This is a genomic window from Pseudonocardia nantongensis (genome assembly GCF_046546495.1).
Lineage (GTDB): Bacteria > Actinomycetota > Actinomycetes > Mycobacteriales > Pseudonocardiaceae > Pseudonocardia > Pseudonocardia nantongensis.
Map to the genome: position 1 here is coordinate 20,195 of NZ_JBKGXT010000019.1, position 22,131 is coordinate 42,325.

General features: G+C 74.1%; 19 protein-coding genes. 13 read left to right on the forward strand and 6 right to left on the reverse strand.

All coding sequences use genetic code 11. The features are described from left to right. The 6 genes from ACLFMI_RS19930 to ACLFMI_RS19955 all read left to right on the forward strand — a co-directional run bounded on the left by ACLFMI_RS19930 (position 1) and on the right by ACLFMI_RS19955 (position 6,199). Positions 1–534, forward strand: a complete 534-nt coding sequence (locus ACLFMI_RS19930) for a DUF2243 domain-containing protein (RefSeq protein ID WP_410949423.1) — start codon at positions 1–3, stop codon at positions 532–534. Continuing rightward, positions 531–1,364, forward strand: a complete 834-nt coding sequence (locus tag ACLFMI_RS19935) for a cytochrome c oxidase assembly protein (RefSeq protein WP_410949424.1) — start codon at positions 531–533, stop codon at positions 1,362–1,364. Before ACLFMI_RS19930 ends, ACLFMI_RS19935 begins: the two co-directional genes overlap by 4 nt. After that, the gene (locus tag ACLFMI_RS19940; protein WP_410949425.1) at positions 1,361–2,305 is read left to right on the forward strand and encodes an alpha/beta hydrolase fold domain-containing protein; all 945 of its coding nucleotides are present in this window, start codon (positions 1,361–1,363) and stop codon (positions 2,303–2,305) included. Before ACLFMI_RS19935 ends, ACLFMI_RS19940 begins: the two co-directional genes overlap by 4 nt. An 86-nt stretch (positions 2,306–2,391) precedes the next feature. Beyond that, positions 2,392–2,721 carry a plasmid stabilization protein gene (locus ACLFMI_RS19945; protein ID WP_410949426.1) on the forward strand — a complete coding sequence of 110 codons (330 nt, stop codon included), beginning with the start codon at positions 2,392–2,394 and terminating at the stop codon, positions 2,719–2,721. 167 nt (positions 2,722–2,888) lie between these two features. Then, positions 2,889–4,169 carry an ATP-grasp domain-containing protein gene (locus tag ACLFMI_RS19950; protein ID WP_410949427.1) on the forward strand — a complete coding sequence of 427 codons (1,281 nt, stop codon included), beginning with the start codon at positions 2,889–2,891 and terminating at the stop codon, positions 4,167–4,169. Between the two features lie 11 nt (positions 4,170–4,180). Further along, entirely contained in the window at positions 4,181–6,199 is a 2,019-nt protein-coding gene (locus ACLFMI_RS19955) for a CocE/NonD family hydrolase (protein ID WP_410949428.1), read from the forward strand. A gap of 268 nt (positions 6,200–6,467) precedes the next feature. Here the strand turns inward: ACLFMI_RS19955 and ACLFMI_RS19960 are convergent, their stop codons facing one another. Next, a complete protein-coding gene (locus ACLFMI_RS19960; RefSeq protein ID WP_410949429.1) occupies positions 6,468–6,764 on the reverse strand; it encodes a hypothetical protein in 297 nt (98 codons plus the stop codon). Positions 6,765–7,248: 484 nt separating this feature from the next. On the opposite strand from ACLFMI_RS19960, the gene ligD reads away from it, so the two are divergent. The 4 genes from ligD to ACLFMI_RS19980 are packed head-to-tail and all read left to right on the forward strand — an operon-like array spanning position 7,249 to position 11,077. Beyond that, positions 7,249–7,413, forward strand: coding sequence for a non-homologous end-joining DNA ligase LigD (ligD, locus tag ACLFMI_RS19965; RefSeq protein WP_410949430.1), 165 nt, complete (start codon positions 7,249–7,251; stop codon positions 7,411–7,413). A 29-nt stretch (positions 7,414–7,442) separates the two neighbouring features. Further along, on the forward strand, positions 7,443–7,982 hold the full coding sequence (locus tag ACLFMI_RS19970) for a (2Fe-2S)-binding protein (protein WP_410949431.1): 540 nt from the start codon (positions 7,443–7,445) through the stop codon (positions 7,980–7,982). After that, positions 7,979–8,977 (forward strand): FAD binding domain-containing protein, encoded by a 999-nt coding sequence (locus ACLFMI_RS19975; protein ID WP_410949432.1) that lies wholly within the window; start codon positions 7,979–7,981, stop codon positions 8,975–8,977. The genes ACLFMI_RS19970 and ACLFMI_RS19975 overlap by 4 nt, the downstream gene beginning before the upstream one ends. A gap of 3 nt (positions 8,978–8,980) precedes the next feature. Further along, positions 8,981–11,077 carry a xanthine dehydrogenase family protein molybdopterin-binding subunit gene (locus ACLFMI_RS19980; RefSeq protein WP_410949433.1) on the forward strand — a complete coding sequence of 699 codons (2,097 nt, stop codon included), beginning with the start codon at positions 8,981–8,983 and terminating at the stop codon, positions 11,075–11,077. A 6-nt stretch (positions 11,078–11,083) separates the two neighbouring features. Here ACLFMI_RS19980 and ACLFMI_RS19985 read toward each other — a convergent pair whose 3' ends face one another. Together ACLFMI_RS19985 and ACLFMI_RS19990 are read right to left on the reverse strand one after the other, a co-directional pair. Then, entirely contained in the window at positions 11,084–12,127 is a 1,044-nt protein-coding gene (locus ACLFMI_RS19985; protein WP_410949434.1) for an acetate/propionate family kinase, read from the reverse strand. Continuing rightward, entirely contained in the window at positions 12,124–14,454 is a 2,331-nt protein-coding gene (locus tag ACLFMI_RS19990) for a phosphoketolase family protein (RefSeq protein ID WP_410949435.1), read from the reverse strand. The genes ACLFMI_RS19985 and ACLFMI_RS19990 overlap by 4 nt, the downstream gene beginning before the upstream one ends. A 138-nt stretch (positions 14,455–14,592) precedes the next feature. Here ACLFMI_RS19990 and ACLFMI_RS19995 point away from each other — a divergent pair, with 138 nt between their 5' ends. Next, positions 14,593–16,116: a catalase gene (locus ACLFMI_RS19995; RefSeq protein ID WP_410949436.1), complete on the forward strand. Its 1,524-nt coding sequence runs from the start codon at positions 14,593–14,595 to the stop codon at positions 16,114–16,116. A 28-nt stretch (positions 16,117–16,144) separates the two neighbouring features. Here ACLFMI_RS19995 and ACLFMI_RS20000 read toward each other — a convergent pair whose 3' ends face one another. Beyond that, positions 16,145–17,749: a phytoene desaturase family protein gene (locus ACLFMI_RS20000; RefSeq protein ID WP_410949437.1), complete on the reverse strand. Its 1,605-nt coding sequence runs from the start codon at positions 17,747–17,749 to the stop codon at positions 16,145–16,147. A gap of 268 nt (positions 17,750–18,017) precedes the next feature. Here ACLFMI_RS20000 and ACLFMI_RS20005 point away from each other — a divergent pair, with 268 nt between their 5' ends. Further along, positions 18,018–19,310, forward strand: a complete 1,293-nt coding sequence (locus tag ACLFMI_RS20005; protein ID WP_410949438.1) for an HNH endonuclease signature motif containing protein — start codon at positions 18,018–18,020, stop codon at positions 19,308–19,310. Positions 19,311–19,446: 136 nt separating this feature from the next. On the opposite strand, the gene ACLFMI_RS20010 is transcribed toward ACLFMI_RS20005, so the two are convergent. Both ACLFMI_RS20010 and ACLFMI_RS20015 read right to left on the reverse strand, forming a co-directional pair. After that, entirely contained in the window at positions 19,447–19,668 is a 222-nt protein-coding gene (locus ACLFMI_RS20010; RefSeq protein WP_410949439.1) for a hypothetical protein, read from the reverse strand. Between the two features lie 638 nt (positions 19,669–20,306). Beyond that, the gene (locus tag ACLFMI_RS20015; RefSeq protein ID WP_410949440.1) at positions 20,307–21,524 is read right to left on the reverse strand and encodes an NAD(P)/FAD-dependent oxidoreductase; all 1,218 of its coding nucleotides are present in this window, start codon (positions 21,522–21,524) and stop codon (positions 20,307–20,309) included. Between the two features lie 361 nt (positions 21,525–21,885). Between ACLFMI_RS20015 and ACLFMI_RS20020 the strand changes: the two genes are divergently transcribed. Beyond that, on the forward strand, positions 21,886–22,122 hold the full coding sequence (locus ACLFMI_RS20020; RefSeq protein WP_410949441.1) for a hypothetical protein: 237 nt from the start codon (positions 21,886–21,888) through the stop codon (positions 22,120–22,122). Positions 22,123–22,131: the final 9 nt, after the last annotated feature.

The window sequence follows — 22,131 nt, forward strand, 5'->3', positions numbered from 1 at the left end:
ATGACAGAGCGAGCGCGACGCGGCCCCGCCCGCCCGGCCGGGATCGCGACGCCCTCGGTGATCCTCGGGGTCGGGCTGGGCGGGTTCGTCGACGGGATCCTGCTGCACCAGCTGCTGCAGTGGCATCACATGCTCTCCAGCAGCGGCGACGACAGCCTCGGCCTGCCCGAGTATCCGGTCGACACCGTGCCCGGGCTGGAGATGAACACCGTCTGGGACGGGTTGTTCCACACGGTCACCTGGCTCGCCGTCCTGATCGGGCTCGGACTGCTCTACTCGCGGATCACCGGGTCGCCGGGCCGGGTGTGGCGCTCGCGGGAGCTGTGGGGCTGGGTGCTCGTGGGCTGGGGCGGGTTCAACCTCGTCGAGGGCGTGATCGACCACCACCTGCTCGGCATCCACCACGTGCGGGGCGGGCCGCACCAGCTGTGGTGGGATCTCGGCTTCCTCGCGCTCGGGGCGGTGCTGGTCGCCGGCGGGTGGCTGTTGCAGCGCAGCGCATCCCGCCCGGCCACGTCCCGTCCGGCCGGATGACCCCGGCCGGGCATGCCGTGCACGGGCAGGGGGTGGCGCCGTCCGGGTGGTTGCTGCTCGTCCCGGTGGCCGTGGCGGCCGGCTACCTGTGGCTGGCGCACGCCCGCCGGCACGACGCCCGGCGCTGGGACGTCCGGCGGACCCTCGCCTTCCTCGCGGGATGCCTGGCCCTCGCGTTCGGCCTGACCCCGGCGTGGTTGCCCTACCCCACCGGGGACTTCAGGGAGCACATGCTCGGTCACCTGCTCGTCGCGATGCTCGCCCCGCTCGGGCTGGTGCTCGGCGCCCCGGTGACCCTGCTGCTGCGGTCGGTCCCGGCGTGGGCGGGACGGCGGATCGGGCGGGTGCTGAACAGTGCCCCGGTGCACGTCCTCGCGCATCCGGTGACCGCGCTCGTGCTCTCCGTCGGCGGGATGGTGGTGCTCTACACGACCGGGCTCTACGCGCTCACCACCGTCCACCCGCCGCTGCACCACGGCGTGCACGCGCACTTCCTGGTGTCCGGGTGCCTGTTCGCCTGGGCGATCGCGGGGCCGGACCCCGCGCCGCGCCGGCCCTCGGTGCCGGCCCGGCTGGTCGTGCTGGGGGTGGCGATCACCGTGCACGCCGTGCTGTCCCAGCTGATCTACGCCGGGGTGGCTGTGGACCTGCCGGTGCCGCCGGAGCAGCGCCGCGGCGGCGCCGAGCTCATGTACTACGGCGGGGACATCGCCGAGCTGCTGCTGGCCTTCGCGCTGGTGACCACGTGGCGCCGCACGCCGGCCCGCGGCGACGGGCGCCGGGCCGCGACCGTGTACCCGGCGAGTACATCGGGTACCGCCGAGCCATGACGCGAACCGAAGCCGGTACCCCGCCGGTCGCGCCGCAGCCGGTGCGGATCAGCCTGCGTGCTCGCGTCGCCGTCGACCTCATGCGGTGGCGGGGGGTGTCGGAGTTCTACGACAGCGCCGCGACGATGCGCGCCCGGCTCGACGAGCACCAGGACCCGGCGCTGGCCGGCCCCCCGCAGTGGCTGCGCCTGACGGCCCGGATCGCGCACGACCGGGTCGACGGCCACGACTGCTGGACCCTGCGGCCCCCGCGGGACGAGGGCTCCGGCCTGCACGTGCTGCACCTGCACGGCGGCGGCTTCGTGGAGCAGACCGGAACCCACCACTGGCTGTTCGCCCGCTGGCTGGCCCGGCGGCTCGGCGCGACCGTCACGTTGCCGATGTACCCGCTGGCACCCGGACACGACCACCGCAGCATCTGGCCGATGGTGCAGCACAGCTACGAGCACTTCCTCTCGGCGCACCGGGCCGAGGACCGGGTCGTGCTCGGTGACTCGTGCGGCGGCGCGCTGTCGCTCGCGCTGGCCCAGCTGCTGCGGGATCGCGACGAGCCGGTCCCGGCGCGGATCGGGCTGTTCTCCCCGTGGCTCGACCTGGCCGTGCGCGACCCGCTCTCGACCGAGATCGCGCCGCACGACCCGGCCCTGGGGATCGAGGGACTTCGGCAGGCCGGACGCTGGTACGCGGCCGGCACCGCCCTCGACGACCCGGAGATCAGTCCGGTACACGCCGACCTGCGCGGACTGGGGCGGATCGCGGCGTTCGTCGGGACCCGGGACCTGCTGCTGGCCGACGCGCGCCGGCTGCGCCGCGACGCCGAGCGGGTCGGGCAGGAGATCGAACTGCACGAGTACCCCGGCATGTTCCACAACTGGATCATGCAACCGCTACGCGAGGCCGCCGTGGCGCGCCGGCACCTGGTCGACTTCCTCCACCGCTGACCCGCCCGGCCGCACGACGGCGCGGGTGTGGGGCTCGGCACACGGGGTACGGCGACGGGGACACCCGTCGACCACGGAGGTGCACGGTGCCGCAGGAGTGGAACGGCAAGCGCGAACGCCAGTACCAGCACATCAAGGAGCAGACCGAGGAGCGCGGCAGCTCCGAGCAGCGCGCGAAGGAGATCGCCTCGCGCACGGTCAACAAGGACCGTGCCCAGGAGGGCGAGTCGCGGCAGGCCAGCTCGACGTCCACGAAGGACGTCTCGCCGGAGCACCGTGGCGGCAAGCGCTCCGGCCGGCGCACCGGACCGCAGGGCGAGACCAGACAGCAGCTCTACGACGACGCGAAGCGCGCCGGGATCAGCGGCCGGTCGTCGATGACCAAGGACCAGCTGCGGTCGGCGTTGGGTTACTGACGCCACACACCGCGATTGTCGCGTGTGGAGGCGGGTACTGGGAGGGCGATGAGAACGCAGCCGAGTCGCATCCCACGCGCCGCCCGCGGCGTGCCCTGCCCCGCCGGCACCGGACGGGTGACCATCGAGCGGGCCCGTACGGGCTCCGGGCCGGACGGGGGGACTTCGTGAGCGACGAGAAGCGGACCGTGGCGGTCCTGGGACTGGACGAGCACAACCAGGAGGTTCTCGATCGGCTGCCGGATGCCGACCGGTACCGGTTCCTGCCGCTGCTCACCATCGACGAGCTGCAGTACGGGGACGAGATCCCCGTGCTGGACCTCCTCGCGAAGGCGAAGGCCGAGCTGGACGCGGCCGGCCCGGTGCACGGCGTCATCGGGTTCTGGGACTTCCCGGTCAGCACGATGCTGCCGTTCCTGTGTGCGCACGCCGGCACCCCCGGCCCGTCCCTGGACGCGGTGCTGCGCTGCGAGCACAAGTACTGGAGCCGGCTCGAGCAGCAGGCCGTGCTCGACGACGAGTACCCGGTGTTCGCGCTGGTCGACCCGGACCGGGACACCGAGCCGCCGGAGAACGTGCCGTTCCCGATGTGGGTGAAACCGATCAAGGCGTTCTCCTCCGACCTGGCGTTCCGGGTCACCGACGCCGAAGGGTTCCACGACGCCCTCACCCGGATCGCCGAGGACATCGGTCGGGTCGGCGAGCCCTTCTCCGACCTGATGGCGCTGGACCACCCGCCGCCGGAGCTCGCCGAGTGGGGCGGGCGGACCTGCGTGGTGGAGGAGGCCGTCGAGGGACAGCAGGTGACCCTGGAGGGCTGGGCCCGCGACGGGGAGCTGCACGTGCTCGGCGTGGTGGACACGGTCAACCGTTCCGACGTGCCCAGCCAGGACCGGTTCGTCTATCCGTCGACCGTGCCGTCGAGCGTCGTGGAACGGATGGCGTCGGTGACCGGGAAGATCGTGCGCCGGATCGGGCTGGACCACACCACGGTCAACGTGGAGTTCTTCTGGAACCCCGACGCCGACCGGCTCACCGTGCTGGAGGTGAACCCCCGGCACTCGCAGTCGCACGCCGAGCTGTTCGCCGACGTCGACGGCGCCGCGAACCACCTCGCCATGGTCCGGCTGGCGGTCGGTGAGGACCCGGCGATGCCGCGCCGGGAGGGTCGGCACGCCATGGCGGCCAAGTGGTTCCTGCGCCGTTTCGACGACGGCGTGGCCCGCCGGGTCCCGACCGTGGCCGAGGTGGCCGAGGTGACGCGTGCGGTGCCGGGCGTCACGGTGGACGTCATCGTGAACACCGGGGAGCGGCTCTCCGAGCTCCCGGACCAGGACAGCTACAGCTACAAGATCGCCAACATCTACGTCGGCGGAAGCGACGAGCAGGAGCTGGCGGACCGGTTCCACCGGTGCGCCGAAGCGCTCCCGTTCGAGTTCGACGAGTGAGAGGAGCGCGGTTGCGCACCATCGACCCGGAGGACCTGCCGCTCAAGGTGGAGTGCGAGGACACCTGGATCCCGCTCGCCGACGGCACCCGGCTGTCCGCGCGGATCTGGCGACCGGAGAGCGGGACGCCGGTCCCGGCCGTGCTCGAGTTCATCCCGTACCGGCTGCGGGACCTCACCGCGATCCGCGACTCGGTGCACCACCCGTACCTGGCCGGTCACGGCATCGCCGGGGTGCGGGTGGACCTGCGCGGCAGCGGTGACTCGGACGGCGTGCTGACCGACGAGTACCTCCACGAGGAGTTCGACGACGCCGAGGAGGTGCTCGCCTGGCTCGCCGCGCAGCCCTGGTGCTCGGGCCGGACCGGGATGATGGGGATCTCGTGGGGCGGGTTCAACGCGCTGCAGGTCGCCGCCCGCCGGCCGGAGTCGTTGGGCGCGATCGCCAGCGTCTGCTCCACCGACGACCGCTACGCCGACGACGTCCACTACATGGGCGGCTGCCTGCTCGGGGACAACCTGTCCTGGGCGTCGACGATGTTCTCGTTCAACGCCTGCCCGCCCGACCCGGACGCGTTCGGGGAGGGCTGGGAGGACGCGTGGCTGCAGCGCCTGCACGGCAGCGGCCTCTGGGCCGAGAAGTGGCTGCAGCACCAGCGCCGGGACGACTACTGGCGCCACGGGTCGGTCTGCGAGGACTACTCGGCGATCGAGTGCCCGGTGCTGGCCGTGAGCGGGTGGGCCGACGGCTACTCGAACTCGGTGTTCCGGCTCGTCGAACGCCTCGACGTGCCCCGCCGTGGCCTGATCGGGCCCTGGTCACACACCTACCCGCACCTGGGGAACCCGGGGCCGGCCATCGGGTTCCTGCAGGAGCTCGTGCGCTGGTTCGACCACTGGCTGGCCGGCGCCGACAACGGCGTCGACGAGGGGCCGAGCCTGTACACCTGGATGCAGGACAGCGTCCCGCCGTCGACGGCCTATGAGGACCGGCCCGGCCGTTGGGTCGGCGAGTCGTCCTGGCCGTCCCCGCAGGTCGAGGCCGAACGGCGGACGCTGCTGCCGGGCCGGATCGGCGGGCCGGAGGACACCGGGCCGGAGGAGGAGCTCACGGTGAGCTCGCCGCTGTCGGTGGGCCAGTTCGCCGGGAAGTGGTGTTCCTACAACGCCCCGCCGGACCTGCCCTACGACCAGCGGGAGGAGGATGGCGGCTCGCTGGTGTTCGAGACCGGCCCGCTCGCCGAGCCGCTGGAGATCCTGGGTGCGCCTGCGGTCGATCTGGTGGTCGCCTCCAACGCCCCGGTCGCGATGGTCGCCGCCCGGCTCTCCGACGTGGCTCCGGACGGCGCGGCCACCCGAGTCACCTACGGGTTGCTGAACCTGACCCACCGCGAGTCGAACGCGGAGCCGGAACCGCTCGAGCCCGGCCGCCGCTACCGGGTGCGGGTCCCGCTCAACGGTGTGGCCCAGCACTTCCCGGCCGGGCACCGGATCCGGGTGTCGCTGTCCACGTCGTACTGGCCGCTGGCCTGGCCGCCGCCCGAGCCGGTGCAGCTGACCGTCGTGGCCGGGGAGTCGGAGGTGGTGCTGCCGGTGCGCGACGCCGACGCGCCGGACGGCGCCGAGGTGGACCCGTTCGGGCCCGCGGAGGGCGTCACCCCGCTCACGGCGGTGCAGGTGCGTCCGGGCGACCAGCGCTGGGAGGTGCGCCGTGACCTCGTCGAGTACGTCTCGGAGCTGCTGGTGGTCAAGGACCTCGGCTGCGTGCGGTACCCGGACGGGCTGGAGGTCGACCAGCGTGTGGAGGAGCGGTACTCGGCCCGCGGGGACGACATCTCGTCGGTCCGCGGTGAGGTCCGGGCGACCGTGACGTTCCGCCGCGGTCAGCACGAGGCCAGCGCGGTCACTCGCACCGTGCAGACCTCGGACACTGAGGACTTCCACCTGCGCGCCACGTTGGACGCCTACCGCGGGGAGACCCGGATCGCCTCGATCGACCACAACACCTCGGTCCCGCGCGACCTGGTGTGACGAGGTCGCCCGTTCCGGTCCCGGCACGACGGGCAGGCGGGGACGGGTACACCCCACATGCCTCCGTCGACGACGGCGGGGCGTCGGCGGAGCACTCCGGCGACGCGCCGCCGGACGGGTCGGCGACACCGTCGGCGAGGCGCAGCGGATCGTGGTGGGGATCCTCGCCGATCCCGTCCTGCCCGCGGCCGCGGCCCGGCGGGCCGTTCCCCCTCGTCTCCGCGGGGCCCCGAGGCTGCCCCTGGGACACCGGGCGGCACCACAGGAGTCAGCCGGCCCGATCGGTTCCCCGGGGGCGGTCCCCGGCGCGCAGCCGCTGCACCGCACGCAGCCCCCAGGCGAGGCAGGCCAGCGTGACCACTCCGAACACCACTGCCAGCACGGGTGCGTCGAGCATGGTCGCGAACAGCACCGTGACGAACGCCGTGAGCAACACCGCGAGTACCGAGATGCCCGCGTGCAGCCGCAACGCCGACCGTCCGTCGGCTCCGGTGTCGGTCGCTCCGGGGCCGCCGACCCCCGGTACGTGGCGGTCCTCCGGTTCCGGCTTCTCGTGTGCGGTCATGACGGGTGGGTTCCCGGCAGGACCGGGTCCACACCGGTCCGCGCGGACGACCGCATCACCGGCTCCGGGTCACCCCGTTGGTCCGCGGTGCCCGCGGGTAGTCGGTGCACATGACCGCCGACCCGCCCGACTCCGTCGAGACCGTCGACGTGGCTGCCGACACCCGGCGCGGGCACGTCGAGCACGTGGTCGCCGGCAACGTCGGGGACCTGCGCTACCTGGCCGACCAGGCGTGCCTGGAGCTGCACCGGTGGCTCTCGCACACCGACGACCTCGACGTCGGCGGACCTGCTGGTGCTCGACCTGGACCCGCCGGAACGCGGCGACCTGGGCGAGCTGCGCCGCGCCGTGCGGGCCGCCCGCGACCTGTTCGACGCGGTCGGGCTGGTGCCGCACCTGAGGCGACCGGGGGCAGCGGCTACCACGTCCTCGCCCGCTGGAGCGCGGCGCCGGCTTCGACGACGTCCGCGCGCTGAGCCGGGCGATGGCCGAGCGGCTCGCCGCGGACGACCCGGACGCGCTCACCGTCGAGCAGCGGATCGCCGCCCGCGGCAACCGGATCTTCCTCGACACCGACCGCAACGCCTACGCCCAGACCGCGATCGCGCTCGACGAACTCCGGCCCGGCGGCGGCGATCCGGAGGGTTGACCTCCGCCGTCCCGGGAAGTCGAGGGCGTATGGACCACGAACTGACCCTGCACGTCGACGGGGCGCAGCGGCGGCTGAGCGTCGACCCCCGCGCCTCGTTGCTCGACGCGCTGCGCCAGCGCCTCGGCGTCACCAGTCCGAAGAAGGGGTGCGACCACGGCCAGTGCGGCAGCTGCACCGTGCTCGTCGACGGGATCCGGGTGCTGTCCTGCCTGACCCTCGCCGTGACCCGCGACGGTGCGGAGGTCGTCACCGCCGACGGCCTCGCCGGGGCCCGGGGCGGGATCGCCACCGGCCGGGAGCACCCGGTGCAGCGCGCGCTCGTCGGCGAGGACGGCTTCCAGTGCGGCTTCTGCACCCCCGGGCAGGTGTGCTCCGCGGTCGGCATGCTCGACGAGCTCGACCGCGGTCGCCCCAGCGCGGTCACCGGGGACCTCACCGGCACCCCCGAGCTCGACGACGCCGAGATCGCCGAGCGGATGAGCGGGAACCTCTGCCGATGCGGTGCCTACCTCGGCATCCGCGCCGCCGTGGCCCGGGCCGCCCACGAGCGGGAGGGCCGGCGATGAGGCCGTTCGACTACCGCGCACCCGACGACGCCGCGACCGCGGTGGCCACGGTCGCCGAACGACCGGACGCGGCGTTCCTCGGCGGCGGCACCAACCTCGTCGACCACCTGCGGCTCGGCGTCGCGGAGCCGGGCCTGCTCGTCGATGTGACCGGGCTGCTCCCGGCCGGGATCAGCGACGACGGCGGCGGGCTGCGCGTCGGCGCGGGCGTGGCGAACGCCGACCTGGCCGCCGACGACCGGGTCCGTGAGCGCTACCCGATGCTCGCCAGGGCGCTGCTGTCCGGGGCGTCCGGTCAGCTGCGCAACATGGCGACCACCGGTGGCAACCCGTTGCAGCGCACCCGGTGCGTGTACTTCCAGGACGTCACCACGCCGTGCAACAAGCGCAGCCCCGGCAGCGGCTGCTCGGCGATCGGCGGCGCCACCCGCCAGCACGCGATCCTCGGCGCCTCCGAGCACTGCATCGCCACCCACCCGTCGGACATGGCGGTCGCCCTGACCGCCCTCGACGCGCAGGTGGAGGTGCTCGGCCCGGACGGGGAACGCAACGTGCCGTTCGGCGAGCTGCACCGGCTGCCCGGGGACACGCCCGAACGCGACACCGTGCTCGAGCACGGTGAGCTGATCACCGCGATCGTGCTGCCCGATCTCCCGATCGCCGCCCGCTCGGACTACCGCAAGGTCCGCGATCGCGCGTCGTACGCGTTCGCGCTGGTCTCGGTCGCGGCCGCCCTGGAGGTCACCGACTCCCGCGTGACCGATGCCCGGGTGGCGTTCGGGGGAGTGGCGCACCGGCCGTGGCGGGCGCACCGCGCCGAGCAGGTGCTGCGCGGCGCGACCCCGTCCGACGACACGTTCCGGGCGGCCGCCGAGGCGGAGCTCGCCGACGCCCGCCCGCAGGACGGGTTCGACGGCGGGAACGCGTTCAAGATCCCGCTGCTGACCCGGACGCTGACCGGCACGCTGCGCGATCTCGCCCGACAGGAGGCCTGAGCAATGACCGGGACACTCGAACCGCGCGCCATCGGCGCCGGTCTGGAGCGGCGGGACGGGCCGCAGAAGGTCCTCGGCACCGCGACCTACGCCGACGACACACCGGCCGCCGACCCGGTGTACTGCCGGATCGTGCAGGCCTCGATCGCCCGCGGTCGGATCACCGGCGTGGATCCGGCGGTCGCACGGACGGCAGGCGGCGTGCTCGCGGTGCTGACCCCGGCCACGGCCGAACGCCTGGCCGACACCGGCGACGCCGAGTACGCGATCCTGCAGGACGACGAGGTGCACTTCCGCGGCCAGGTCGTCGCGGTCGTGGTCGCCGAGACCTTCGAGCAGGCGCGGTACGCCGCCGACCTCGTCGACCTCGGCTACGACGAGCAGCCGGGGGACACGCACTTCTCGGCGGACCGCTCCGATCTCTACCGCCCCGAGCAGGTCGAGACCGGCGACCCGCCGGACTCCGCCGAGGGCGACGTGGACGCCGCCGTGGCGGCCGGACCGGTGCGGATCGAGCGCGTCTACAGGACCCCGATGTTGCACAACAACCCGATGGAGCCGCACGCCACGACGGCTCTGTGGGAGCCGGACGGCCACGGCGGATCCGGGTCGCTGACACTGTGGGACTCCACCCAGGGCGTGCACACCGTCCGCGACACGATGTGCACCGTGCTCGGCCTGGAGCCCGAACAGGTCCGGGTCGTCTGCCCCTACGTCGGCGGCGGGTTCGGCTCCAAGGGCATCCCGCACCAGAACGTGGTCACCGCGGCTCTGGCGGCCCGTGCCGTGCCGGGCCGGCCGGTGCGCCTGGCGCTGACCCGGCAGCAGATGTTCTCCCTCGCCGGCTACCGTCCGCCGATCATCCAGCAGGTGGCGCTGGCCGCCGGGGACGACGGGCGGCTCACCGCGATCGCGAACGACGTCGTCGAGCAGACGTCACGGATCAAGGAGTTCGCCGAGCAGACCGTGCTGCCGGCCCGCACCATGTACGCCGCGCCGAACCGGCGGACCACCACCCGCCTCGCCGCGCTCGACGTGCCGATCCCGTCCTGGATGCGGGCCCCGGGCGAGTGTCCGGGCATGTTCGGGCCCGAGGTCGCGATGGACGAGCTCGCCCACGAACTCGGCATCGACCCGATCGAGCTGCGGGTGCGCAACGAGCCGGACACCGATCCCGACTCCGGACTCCCGTTCTCGTCCCGGAACCTGCTCGCCTGCCTGCGCCGCGGCGCCGAGGACTTCGGCTGGCCGGACCGCGACCCGCGGCCCGGCGTGCGGTCGCACGGCGGCTGGCGGTGGGGGACCGGGGTGGCCGCCTCGGTCTACCCGACGATGCGAATGCCCGCCTCCGAGGCCGAGATCGCCCGGGTGGACGGGCGCTACGTGGCCCGGATCGGCGCCGCCGACCTCGGCACCGGCACCTGGACGGCGCTGGTCCAGATCGTCGCGGACGCGCTCGACGTCGCGGTGGACGAGGTCGACGTGCAGATCGGCGACACCGAGCACCCGATGGCATCGGTGGCCGGCGGCTCCTCCGGGATCAACACCTGGGGCTCGACGCTCGTGGTGACCGCACAGGAGTTCCGCAAGCGCTTCGGTGACGACCCTGCCGACGGTGACGCGGCCCGGGGCGAGGTGCCGCAGAACGACGCCGCGCAGCGGTACGCGATGTCGGCCTACGGGGCCCAGTTCGCCGAGGTCGCGGTGCACGCCGACACCGGTGAGATCCGGGTGCCCCGCCTCCACGGCACGTTCGCGGTCGGCCGCGTGGTCAACCCGCGGCTGGCCCGCTCGCAGCTGCTCGGCGGAATGACGATGGGCCTGGGCATGGCCCTGCACGAACACAGCCTGTTCGACCCGCGCACCGGGCACGTGGTCAACCACGACCTGGCCGAGTACCACCTGCCGTCCCAGGCGGACGTGGCCGACCTGCGGGCGGACTGGATCGACGAGCACGACCCGCACGTCAACCCGATGGGCACCAAGGGGCTCGGTGAGATCGGGATCGTCGGCACGGCCGCCGCGGTGGCGAACGCGGCCTGGCACGCCACCGGCGTGCGGGTGCGGGACCTGCCGGTGACGCTGGACGCGATGCTCTGACCCTGCTCAGCCGGCGGACCGGGCGGCCTGCACGGCCAGCTCGCAGTGCTCGGCCGGGTCGACCACCACCACCTCGACCTGGCCGAGCACAGCGAGGCCGTCCGTCACGGCCTGGCGCACCTCGGGCTGGTCGGCGCCGATCTCGCCGGTGAACACCAGCGCGTCCAGCTGCGGCAGCGCCGCGGCCACCGCGCCGATCTCGCGGCGGATCCGGTGCTCGAACACCGACAGCGCGAAGGCGGCGGTGTCGTCGCCCGACCCGGCCGCGGCGACCAGGTCGCGGGTGTCGTTGCTCAGCCCGTCGGAGAGCCCGAGCAGCCCGGACGCCGTCGAGAGCTGCTCCCGGACCTCGGCGGCGCCCAGCCCGGCGTGCTCGATCAGCCACAGCAGCAGGCCGGGGTCCACCGAACCGGACCGGGTGGACATCGCCGCACCCTCCAGCGGGGTGAAGCCCATCGAGGTGTCGACGCTGTGGCCCCGGTCCACCGCCGTCACCGAGCACCCGCCGCCCAGGTGCGCGACGACCAGCCGCAGGTCCCCGGCCGGGCGCCCGAGCCGCTCGGCGGCCCGGCGCAACGCCCACGAACAGGACAGGCCGTGGAAACCGAATCGGCGCAGCCCGTACCGGCGGCGCCACGGCCCGGGCAGCGCGTAGGCGGCGGCGTGCTCCGGGAGGCCCGCGTGGAAGCCGGTGTCCGGGCACAGCACCTGGGTCAGCTGCGGCGCCAGCTCGCCGAGCACCTCGACGATCTCGAGGGTCGCCGGAAGGTGCTGTGGGGCGAGCGGGACGAGCGACTGCAGCCCCTCGACGAGCTCGTCGGACACCGGCGTGGGCTCGCGCACCTGCGTGCCGCCGTGCACGAGCCGTTGCGCGACGACCTCGGGCTCGTGCTCGAGTATCGCCTGCAGGTCCGCCCGCGCCTCGTCGGTGCCCGGCCGGGTGCTGCGCGAACGCTCGTCGACCACGGTGAACCGGTCCCCGTCACCGACGTCGACGACGTGCAGCTGCAGGCTGTGCGAACCGGGGTTGACGGTCAGCACCCGGGTCATGCGGCACCCCTTGCCAGGTGCGGCACGGTCGTGGCCTCGGGGGCGTCCTGCCCCTCCCGGACGGCGTGCTCGACCAGCCGGTCGCGCTCGCGTTCCAGCTCGGCGGCGCCGGGGTCGTCCGGCCCGCGCACCCGCCGCAGCGCATCGGCGGCGAGGTCGTGCCGGGTCATGCGGTTGTCGGCGAGCAGGGCGTACGGGGTCGTGGTCGTCCCCTCCTCCAGGTAGCCGTGCACGTGGAACCGGTTCGGGTCCGGCCGGCCGTGCAACAGCTCGTGCACCGCGGACGGGTAGCCGTGGAAGGCGAAGACCACCGGCGTCGGCGCCGCGCCGAAACAGTGCTCGAACTCGGCGGCGCCGATCCCCGCGGCGGCCGTGGCCGGATCGCTGATCGCGCGCAGTGTCAGCACGTTGCCGACCCGGACGACGAGCTCCGGTGCGCGCTCGCGCAGCAGGCCGGCGGCCGCCACCGTCTCGATCGTCGGGGTTGTCCCGGCACAGGCCAGGACGACGTCCGGGTCGCCTGTCCCGGTACCGGCCCACTCCCACACCCCGGCGCCGGCCCGGCAGTGCGCGCGCGCCTCGTCGAGGCTCAGCCACACCGGGGTGTCCTGCTTGCCGGTGACGACGAGCTCGACGGTGTCGGTCGCCGCCAGCACGTCCCCGGTGACGACGAGCATGCAGTTCGCGTCCGCAGGCAGGTGCACCGCGGTGACCTCCGGGCGCTTGGTGAGCAGGTTCGACAGGAACCCGGCCCCCTGGTGCGAGTAACCGTTGTGCTCCTGGCGCCAGCCGTCCGAGGTCAGCAGGTACACCATCGACGAGACGGGTTCCCGCCACGGCACCGACCGCGACATCGTCAGGAACTTGGCGTACTGGTTCGTCATGCTGTCGACGATGGAGGCGAACGCCTCGTAGCACGGGAAGACGCCGTGCCGGCCGGTGAGCAGGTAGCCCTGCAACCACCCCTGGCACAGGTGCTCGGACAGCACCTCGACGACCCGGCCGCCCGGCGTCAGGTGCTCGGAGTACACCCCGGGGTCGCGCGCGAAGGCCCGCCCGGTCGCCTCCAGCACCGCGCCGAGCCGGTTCGAGTCCAGCTCGTCCGGGCAGACCACCCGGAAGTCCCGGCGATCCTCGGTACGGCGCATCACCTCGGCGAGCAGCCGGCTTGCCGTACCGGTGGGGGAGGCGGTCACCGCGGCCGGCGCCGGGACGTCCACGGCGTAGGGCTCCAGGTCGGGCAGCGGCAGCGGACGCCGCAGCGCACCGCCGACGCTCTCCGGAACGGACCCCAGGCGCAGCTCCCCGGTGGGCGGGACGCCGAGCAGGTCGGGCTCCGGGTTGCCGTCGGCGTCGAAGAGCTCCTCCGGGCGGTAGGCGCGCAGCCAGCGCTCCAGCAGCATCATGCTGTCCGGCTCCGCGGCCTCGAGCGGCACCTGGTGGCTGCGGAACGTGCCCGCCAGCGGGGCACCCGCCGCGTCGCGGTCCGGGGCACCCATGCCCTTCGGGCTCCGCAGCACGATCATCGGCAGCCGGTCGCCGCGACGGCGCTGCCCGGTATCGCGGTAGGCACCCTCGAGCGCGTCGGCCATCGCCCGGTCGGCCCGCGGGTCGTGCGGGTCGTCGTACCCGGTGACGTCCACGACGACCGGCTCCCAGCCGCACCCGGTGAAGTAGGCGCGCAGCTCGTCGTCGGACATCGAGGCGTAGACGCTGGGGGAGGAGATCTTGGCGCCGTTGAGGTGCAGGATCGGCAGCACGGCGCCGTCGGTGTCCGGGTCGAGGAAGGCGCTGGTCTGCCAGGACCCGGCGGTCGGCCCGGTCTCCGCCTCGCCGTCGCCGACGACACAGGCGACCAGCAGGTCGGGCCGGTCCATCGCGGCACCGGCGGCGGTGGCCAGCGCGTACCCCAGCTCGCCGCCCTCGTGGATGACTCCGGGCACCTCGGGCGAGAGGTGGCTGGGGAACCCGCCGGGCCAGGAGAACCGCCGGACCAGCTCGGCCAGGCCGTCGCCGGTCCGGGCCAGCGCCGGGTCCCGGTCGGCGTGGCTGCCCTCCAGCCACAGGTTCGCGTGGATCGCCGGCGCCCCGTGACCGGGGCCGGTCACCAGCAGGGTCCGCCGCCCGGTCCGCCCGACGACGTCGTTCAGCCCGGTGTGGATCAGGTTCAGACCCGGACAGGTTCCCCAGTGCCCCAGCACGCGAGGCTTGAGGTCCGCCGTGCGTAGCGGCCGCCGGACCAGGACGTCGTCCCGCAGGTAGATCATCGCCAGGGCCAGGTAGTCACACGCCCGCCGGTAGCGCGCCAGGATCTCCGGATGGCTCATGGGGTGGGTCTACCCCGCTGGACGCTCCGGGAACCGGGTCACGGACGTGTGATCGGCCCGGGTTCGGGGATCCCGGTTTCGGAGCCGCCCGAACGGGCACGCGAGGTCGTCGCGACCACCCACCACGGAGGAGGGCAGATGGCTGCCAACCACATCCCGACGACGAACGACGCCGGCGCCCCGGTCGAGTCCGACGAGCACTCGCTGACGGTCGGGCCGGACGGTCCCATCCTGCTGCAGGACGCCTACCTGATCGAGCAGATGGCGCAGTTCAACCGCGAACGGATCCCGGAGCGCCAGCCGCACGCGAAGGGCAGCGGGGCGTTCGGCCGGTTCGAGGTGACCAACCCCGAGATCGCGAAGTACACGAGGGCGGCGCTGTTCCAGCCCGGCACGACGACCGAGATGGTCGCCCGGTTCTCCACCGTCGCCGGCGAGCGCGGCAGCCCCGACACCTGGCGCGACCCGCGCGGTTTCGCGCTGAAGTTCTACACGTCCGAGGGCAACTACGACATGGTCGGCAACAACACGCCGGTCTTCTTCGTGAAGGATCCGATGAAGTTCCAGCACTTCATCCGGTCCCAGAAGCGGCGCGCCGACTCGAACCTGCGCGACCATGACATGCAGTGGGACTTCTGGACGCTCTCGCCGGAGTCGGCGCACCAGGTCGCGTGGCTGATGGGCGACCGCGGCATCCCGCGCACCTGGCGGCACATGAACGGCTACACGTCGCACACCTACATGTGGATCAACTCCGAGGGCGAGCGGTCCTGGGTGAAGTACACCTTCAAGACCGACCAGGGCCAGGAGCACTTCACCCAGCACGAGGCCGACCAGATGGCGGCGGCGGACACCGACTACCACACCCGTGACCTGTTCGAGCACATCCGCGACGGCGAGTACCCGAGCTGGACGCTGTACGTGCAGATCATGCCGTTCGCCGACGCCACGACCTACCGGTTCAACCCCTTCGACCTGACCAAGGTGTGGCCGCACGGCGACTACCCACTGATCGAGGTCGGCCGGATGACGCTGGACCGCAACCCGACCGACAACCACACCGACATCGAGCAGGCGGCGTTCCAGCCGAACAACCTGGTCCCCGGGATCGGGCCCAGCCCGGACCGGATGCTGCTGGCCCGGCTGTTCTCCTACGCCGACTCGCACCGGCACCGGCTCGGGGGTAACTACCAGCAGATCCCGGTCAACGCCCCGGTGGTGCCGGTGCACTCGTACTCCAAGGACGGTGCGATGCGGATCCACCCGGTGAGCGACCCGGTCTACGCGCCGAACTCCAAGGGCGGGCCGCACGCGGACACCGAGCGGTCCGGGGCGCCGCCGTCCTGGCACACCGACGGCGAGATCACCCGCGCCGCCTACGTCGACCATGCCGAGGACGACGACTGGGTCCAGCCGCACACCCTGGTCCGCGAGGTGATGGACGAGGCCGCCCGCGAGCGGCTGGTGGACAACGTCGTGGGGCACCTGCTCAACGGCGTCACGCAGCCGGTGCTGGAGCGGGCGTTCGAGTACTGGCGGCGGATCGACCAGGAGGTCGGGGACCGGATCGTGACCGGCGTCGAGCAGAAGATGAACGAGAAGGACCCGAAGGCCGAGCCGCAGGGCAACCCGGCCCGGCGGAGCATGCAGGCCAAGGCCTGAGGCCCGCTCCGGCCCCCGGCCGGGCGCGTCAGGTGTAGAGGCGGCGGTGCGCGAACCGCACGGCGCCCCGGTAGAGCGGCCCGGCGCGCCCGGTCGCGGCGAGCGCGGCCCGCGCGGCGTTCGCGCCGGGCGCGCCGTGCACCGCTCCACCCGGGTGCGCCGACGCGCCGGAGAGGAACAGCCGCTCGACCGGGGTGTCCGCCCGGCCCAGGCCTGGGACCGGCCGGAACACCAGCTGCTGGTGCGGCGCGCAGGTGCCGCCGGTGATCGCGCCGTCGACCAGGTTGCCGTCGCGGTCCTGCAGGTCGGCCGGTCCGGCGACGGCGCGGGCCCGGATCCGGGACCGGAAGCCCGGGGCGTGCGCCTCGATGACGCCTTCCATCCGATCGGCCCAGCGCAGCACGTCGTCGCGGCCCCAGCCCAGCCCGCGCGGCACGTGCGTGTACGCCCACGCCGACTCCGTCCCGGGCGGGGAGCGGTCCGGGTCGGCCGTCGTCATCTGGCCGAACAGCAGGAACGGGTCGTCGGGCAGCCGGCCGGCGGTGAGGTCGGCGGTGTAGCGGCGCAGGCCGTCGAGGTCCGCGCCCAGGTGCACGGTGCCTGCGGACCGGGCGTCCTCGGCCGTCCAGGGCACCGGCCCGTCCAGCGCCCAGTCGAGCTTGACGGTGGAGAAGTCCCACTGGAACCGGTCGAGGTCGGCGACGAACCGGGCCGGCAGGTGCGCCTCGCCGACCAGCTCCCGGTAGAGGCGCGGGGCGTCGACGTCGGCGAGCACGGCCCGGCGGGCCCGCACCCGGCCACCGGCCGCGTCCACCACCCCGGTGGCGCGGCCCCCGTCGACCTGCACGGTGTGGATCGGGCGGTGGCACTCCAGCCGGCCGCCCCGTGCGTGCAGCCGGGCGACCAGCGCGTCGGTCAGCGCACCGGCCCCGCCGGCGGGGACCGGGAACCCGCCCTGCTGGCCCAGCATCGTGAGCAGCCAGCCGTAGGCGGCGCCGGCCGCGCTGTCCGGGCCCAGGTCGGTGTGCAGGGCGTTGCCGGCCAGCAGCAGCGCGGGCGCCGACCCGCCGAACCGCTCGGCGGCCATCCGGACGACCGGCTGGAGCAGCATTCGGGCCAGCCGCAGCGTGTCCCCGGCGCCGAGCCGGTGGGCCAGCCGGAGTGCTGGACGGACGGGTGGGAAAGGCCGCAGGGCCGCGTCGAGCACCGCGTCGCCGATCCGGTCCCACTCCGCGGCCAGCGCGCGCCAGGCGGCACCGTCGCCGGGCTGCTCCCGGTCCAGGGCCGCGGCGGTGTCGTCGAGCGAGCGGTGCAGCACCGCGCACCGGCCGTCGAGGGTCGGGTGCGCGAGGACCGCCGGGGCGTGACGCCACCGCAGTCCGTGCGCCGGCAGGTCGAGTTCGCGCAGCACCGGTGACGCCGCGCCGACCGGGTGGAACGCGCTCGCCAGGTCGCTGACGAACCCGGGCGCGGTGATCTCCGCGGAGCGCACCGCGCCACCGGGGGCCTCGGCGGCCTCACAGACCAGGACGTCCCAGCCGGCGTCGGCCAGCAGGTTCGCCGCGACGAGCCCGTTGTGCCCGGCCCCGACCACGACGGCGTCGGCGGTCTCCGCACTCCCGCTCCACTGCATACCGACCCTTCTACCCGGTTCCCGGTCCTCCATGTCCGGGAGGGAACCGGCTCGGGCCCGGCCTGTGGAGCAGGGGGAGGACCTCGACCTCACGGACGCGGAGATTCGGTGGTGGGCTCGCGGACGAGGTGCGCCCGGCCAGCAGTACATCGGGCCGGCCACCGGTTGTGAGCCGGGCCGCCGACCGGTAACACCCGGATGCAGGTCATCGCCGAGTGGTCGGTGACCTGCGACGACGAACCCGCACTCGAACACTAGTTCGAGTACGATGGGTGTATGTCCACCGACCGGCTGGCCGCCGCGCAACCGCCTGCTCGTCGAGGCGGTCGCTGCGCTGGACGGGGCCGCCGGTCCCGGCGCGACCGCCGAGGAGCGGCTGTCGGTGCTGACCTTGTGCGAGGGTGCGGTGCGCCGGCTGGACCGGGTCACGGTGTCCACGGTCGCGTCCTTGGACCGCGACGGTGCCTTCGCCGAGCGCGGCTACCGCAACCCGGCTCTGGCGTTGGCCGACCTGTTGAACTGGGACCGGGCCGAGGCTCGCCGCCGCACCGTGGTCGCCGAGCAGGTGCACCCGCGCATCGCCCTGGACGGCACCGAGTTGCCGGCCGTGTTGCCGGCGACCGCGCAGCGCTTCGCCGAGGGCCGGATCGGGTTGCGGCACGTGCACGTGATCGCCACCGTGCTCGGTAGCCATGCCGCGCGGCGGGTCGATCCGGAGCGGCTCGCCGGCGCGGAGGCCGAGATCGCCGAACACGCGTGCGTGTTCACCCCGGCCGAGCTGCACACCTGGGCGACCCGGCTGATCGACGCCCTCGACGAGGACGGCCCGGCCCCCGACGACACCCCGCCACCACAACGCAACACCCTGAAAGTCGTCCCGCACCGGGATGGTTCCGGGGGCACGTTGCGGGGCCGGTTCGACGATCCGGTCCTGTTCGACGCGATCGCGACCGCGGTCGACGCACTCGCCGCGCCCCGCACCGCCACCGACGACCGCTCACCGGAGGAGCGGCAGGCCGAGGCGCTGGCCGAGGTCTGCGCGAACAGCCTCGACGACGGCCGGCTGCCCGAGACCGGCGGGCGGCGTCCGGTGATCTCGGTACTGATCGGGCTGGAGGACCTGCAGCGCCGGGCCCGTGGCGCGGTGCTGGACTTCGGTGGGCGGTGCACCCCGCAGAGCCTGCGGATGCTGGCCTGTGACGCGGCGGTCGTGCCGATCGTGCTGAACGGCGCCGGCCAGCCCCTTGACATCGGACGGGCCACCCGCACCGTTCCGGAGGGGATCCGGCGGGCGGTCACCGCCCGCGACCGTGGATGCGCCCATCCAGGCTGCGACCGGTCCCCGTCCTGGTGCGAGGTCCACCACATCGTGCCGTGGGAACTGTGGGGTGAGACCTCGCTGGCGAACTGCGTGATGCTCTGCAAGGTCCACCACCGGCTGCTGCACCACTCGGCCTGGATCGTGCGGATCCGCGACGGGCTCCCGGAGTTCGTCCCACCCCGCTGGATCGACCCCCAGCAACGACCACGACGACAATCCGACTACGCGAGGGTGGCATGAGCGGGCAGCGCGGCAGGCTCGACGCCGCACTGCCTCGCGTCATCGGCGGCGCCGGTCATGCCGGCGGCGGATCGGCATGGGCCACCGGCGGCACCGGTCGTGCCCCCGTCGGATCGGCGCTGCGCGCGGCCGCGGGTCAGCCGCCGTCGGGCGGGGCCGGCGTCCAGGACAGGTCGACGGCGAGCTGGTTCGGCCCGCTCGACGCTCGGCTGGTCGCGCTCCGCCGGACGACCGCGCGGCCGTCGCGCAACGCCCGGGCGGCCTGTTCGAGGTGGTCGGCGAGGTCGGTCGTGGCCTGCGCATTCCAGTCGTCCGGCCAGCTCCACGGATCGGTGGGCGAGGTGTCCGGCGGTGTCATGCCGCCAGTGTCGCGCACCCGGCGACACCGCGCGGACGGCGGCGGCCCCGTACACGCGATGCGGGGCCGGCCCCATCCCCGATGGTCGGGCCGGCCCCGCGTGAATGCGACAAGGGCACCGCTCCCCAGCTACTGCCTCGTCGCGTGGCTGCACGAGCGGGGTTCCTCACCCACCCGGGTGGAAACGGACGGCGGCGGGGCCCCGAGACGAGCGCGCGGCCGACCGGGCCGTACGGGCGCCGGCGTGCGACGAGCGGGGCCGTGCCCGTTCGAGCTCCGTGTCCTGTTCGAGCTCCGTGCCCCGTTCGAGTTCCGTCGGCGGAGACGACCGCCCACACGGTCTTGCCCGCCCCGGTGCGCACCCCCCGGTCGGCGACGGCGTCGGCCCGGCAGGCACGCGGGCCCGTCGAACGCCCGGCTGAGCGGCCGGGCCCGTACCGCGGTCCGGGTCAGCGCGCACCCGCCGTGCAGTTTCCGCCCGTCCAGCCAGACCTTGAGATACCCGCGGTGCAGCCCCGACTCCACGTCCTCGTCGGCCAGGTTGCGGTAGGTGCCGGCGGTGGTCGCGGCGGGACCGGTAGCGGTTCAGCGAGTCCTTGCGTGTCGCCATGCCCGAGGAGGACCCGGGCGACCAACGCTCAACCCGGCACGTCCACCGGGCTCGTCGTGTCCGGGGTGCCGGGGCCTGCCGAGGACGTCGCGTTACGGCGGACGAGGTCGGCGCCGCGCTCGAAGTCGTCGTCCGCGAGGTGGGTCGCGACGCCGACGAGCAGGCCGGCGCGCTGGTACCAGGCCGTGAAACCGCCGTCCCCGTGGGTCGCGAGGGCGACCTCGTCGAACCCGTCGCCCCAGGCCGCGTACTTCAGCACCCGGTCGCCGATCTCGGTCCAGAACCCGGGCGGGGAGTCCCACACGGCGTCGCCGCCCGCGGCGGTCGTCCCGGCGATCCGGCCCATCGCCTCCGCCTCACCCCAGTGCTCGACGGCCAGGTGCCGGCCGGCGGCGGCGTTGCGGGCAAGCGCCACGTCCCCGGCGGCGAGCACCCCGTCCACCGTGCTGCGCATGTGCTCGTCGACCACGACCCGGTCCTGCTCGACCGGCACCCCGGCCTCGGCCGCAAGGCCGGCCCGCGGCGTGATCCCGGCCGCGACCAGCACCACGTCGGCGCCGGCCGGGTCGCCGTCGCGGACGTGCACGACCTGCCGGTCGGTCGTGGACTCGATGCCCGTCACCTCGGCCCCGCTGCGGAACCGGACGCCTTCGGCGCGCAGCCACTCGGCGAGCCGATCGCCGACCGCGTCCCCGAGCCGGGTGGCCTGCGGGTTCCGCTCGTTGCTGCACACGGTGACCTCGAGCCCGCGCCGGACCATGGACACCGCGGCCTCGCACCCGATGAACCCGGAGCCGACGACGACCACCGAGCGGGCCGGGCCGATCCGCTCGTGCAGCGTCCGCGCGTCGGCCAGGTAGCGCAGGTACAGGCCGTTCTCGGCACCGGGCACCGGGAGCTGCGTCGGCGTCGCCCCGGTGGCCAGCACGCACTGCCGGTAGTCGATGGTCGTGCCGTCGTCGAGCCGGGCGCGGTACTCGGCGGGGGACAGGGTGCCGACCGTCCGCCCGGTCCGGATCTCGACGCCGTCCGGCCGGTCCGGGGCGAGCAGCAGCTCCGCCTCGCTGCTCTCGCCGCGGAGATGGTCCTTGGTCAGCGCCGGGCGGAAGTAGGGCGGGGTGTCGTCGTCGGAGACGACCAGGACCGATCCCTCGCCGCCCTGCTCGCGGTAGGCGATCGCCGCGGAGTGGGCGGCCGGGCCACCTCCGACGACGAGCAGCCCGACCGGTGCGGTGTGCGTGCTCATGCTGTCGGCCTACCCGCGCCGGAGGCGTCGACACACCCGACTGCGCGCCCGGGGCCGGCCCCACCGGGCCCCTGACCGGCGCGTCCCGGGGTGTCGGCGCGCTCGTGGGTGCCGCGGAGCGAGGGGGTCCTCGGCCGCCGCTGCATCGCCGGCTCCATGAGTCCATCCGCCACGGTAGGTGTGAGCCCGCGTACCGGAGGTACGCAGTGGGCGCGGGGCCGTCCATCCGGGCCCCGTTCGTGGTGGGACCGCGACCGCGGTCGCGGGGCGTGGGGGCGGGGCTCGTGCCGCCCCCACGCCGCGGCCGGACCACGCGGCCGGACGCGGTATGCCCGGACGCTTCGTGGGGTACCCGGAGGCCGTGACACACGACAACGGCGGCCCGCAGCACACCGCTCCCGAGGAACACGGCGCGGACCCGCGGATCGAACCGGAGCGCGCAGTGGACGAGGCCGAGAACCGGGTCCTCGGCCGGCGCGCCGAGGACCCGGGCGACGACGGCGACCGCGAGCAGGACGCCGAGCAGCCCGGCCCCGGGCGCGCCGACCCGGTCGACGACGACTCCTCGACCGGGATCAACGAGGAGTCGTCCGGCTGAACCCGCCCG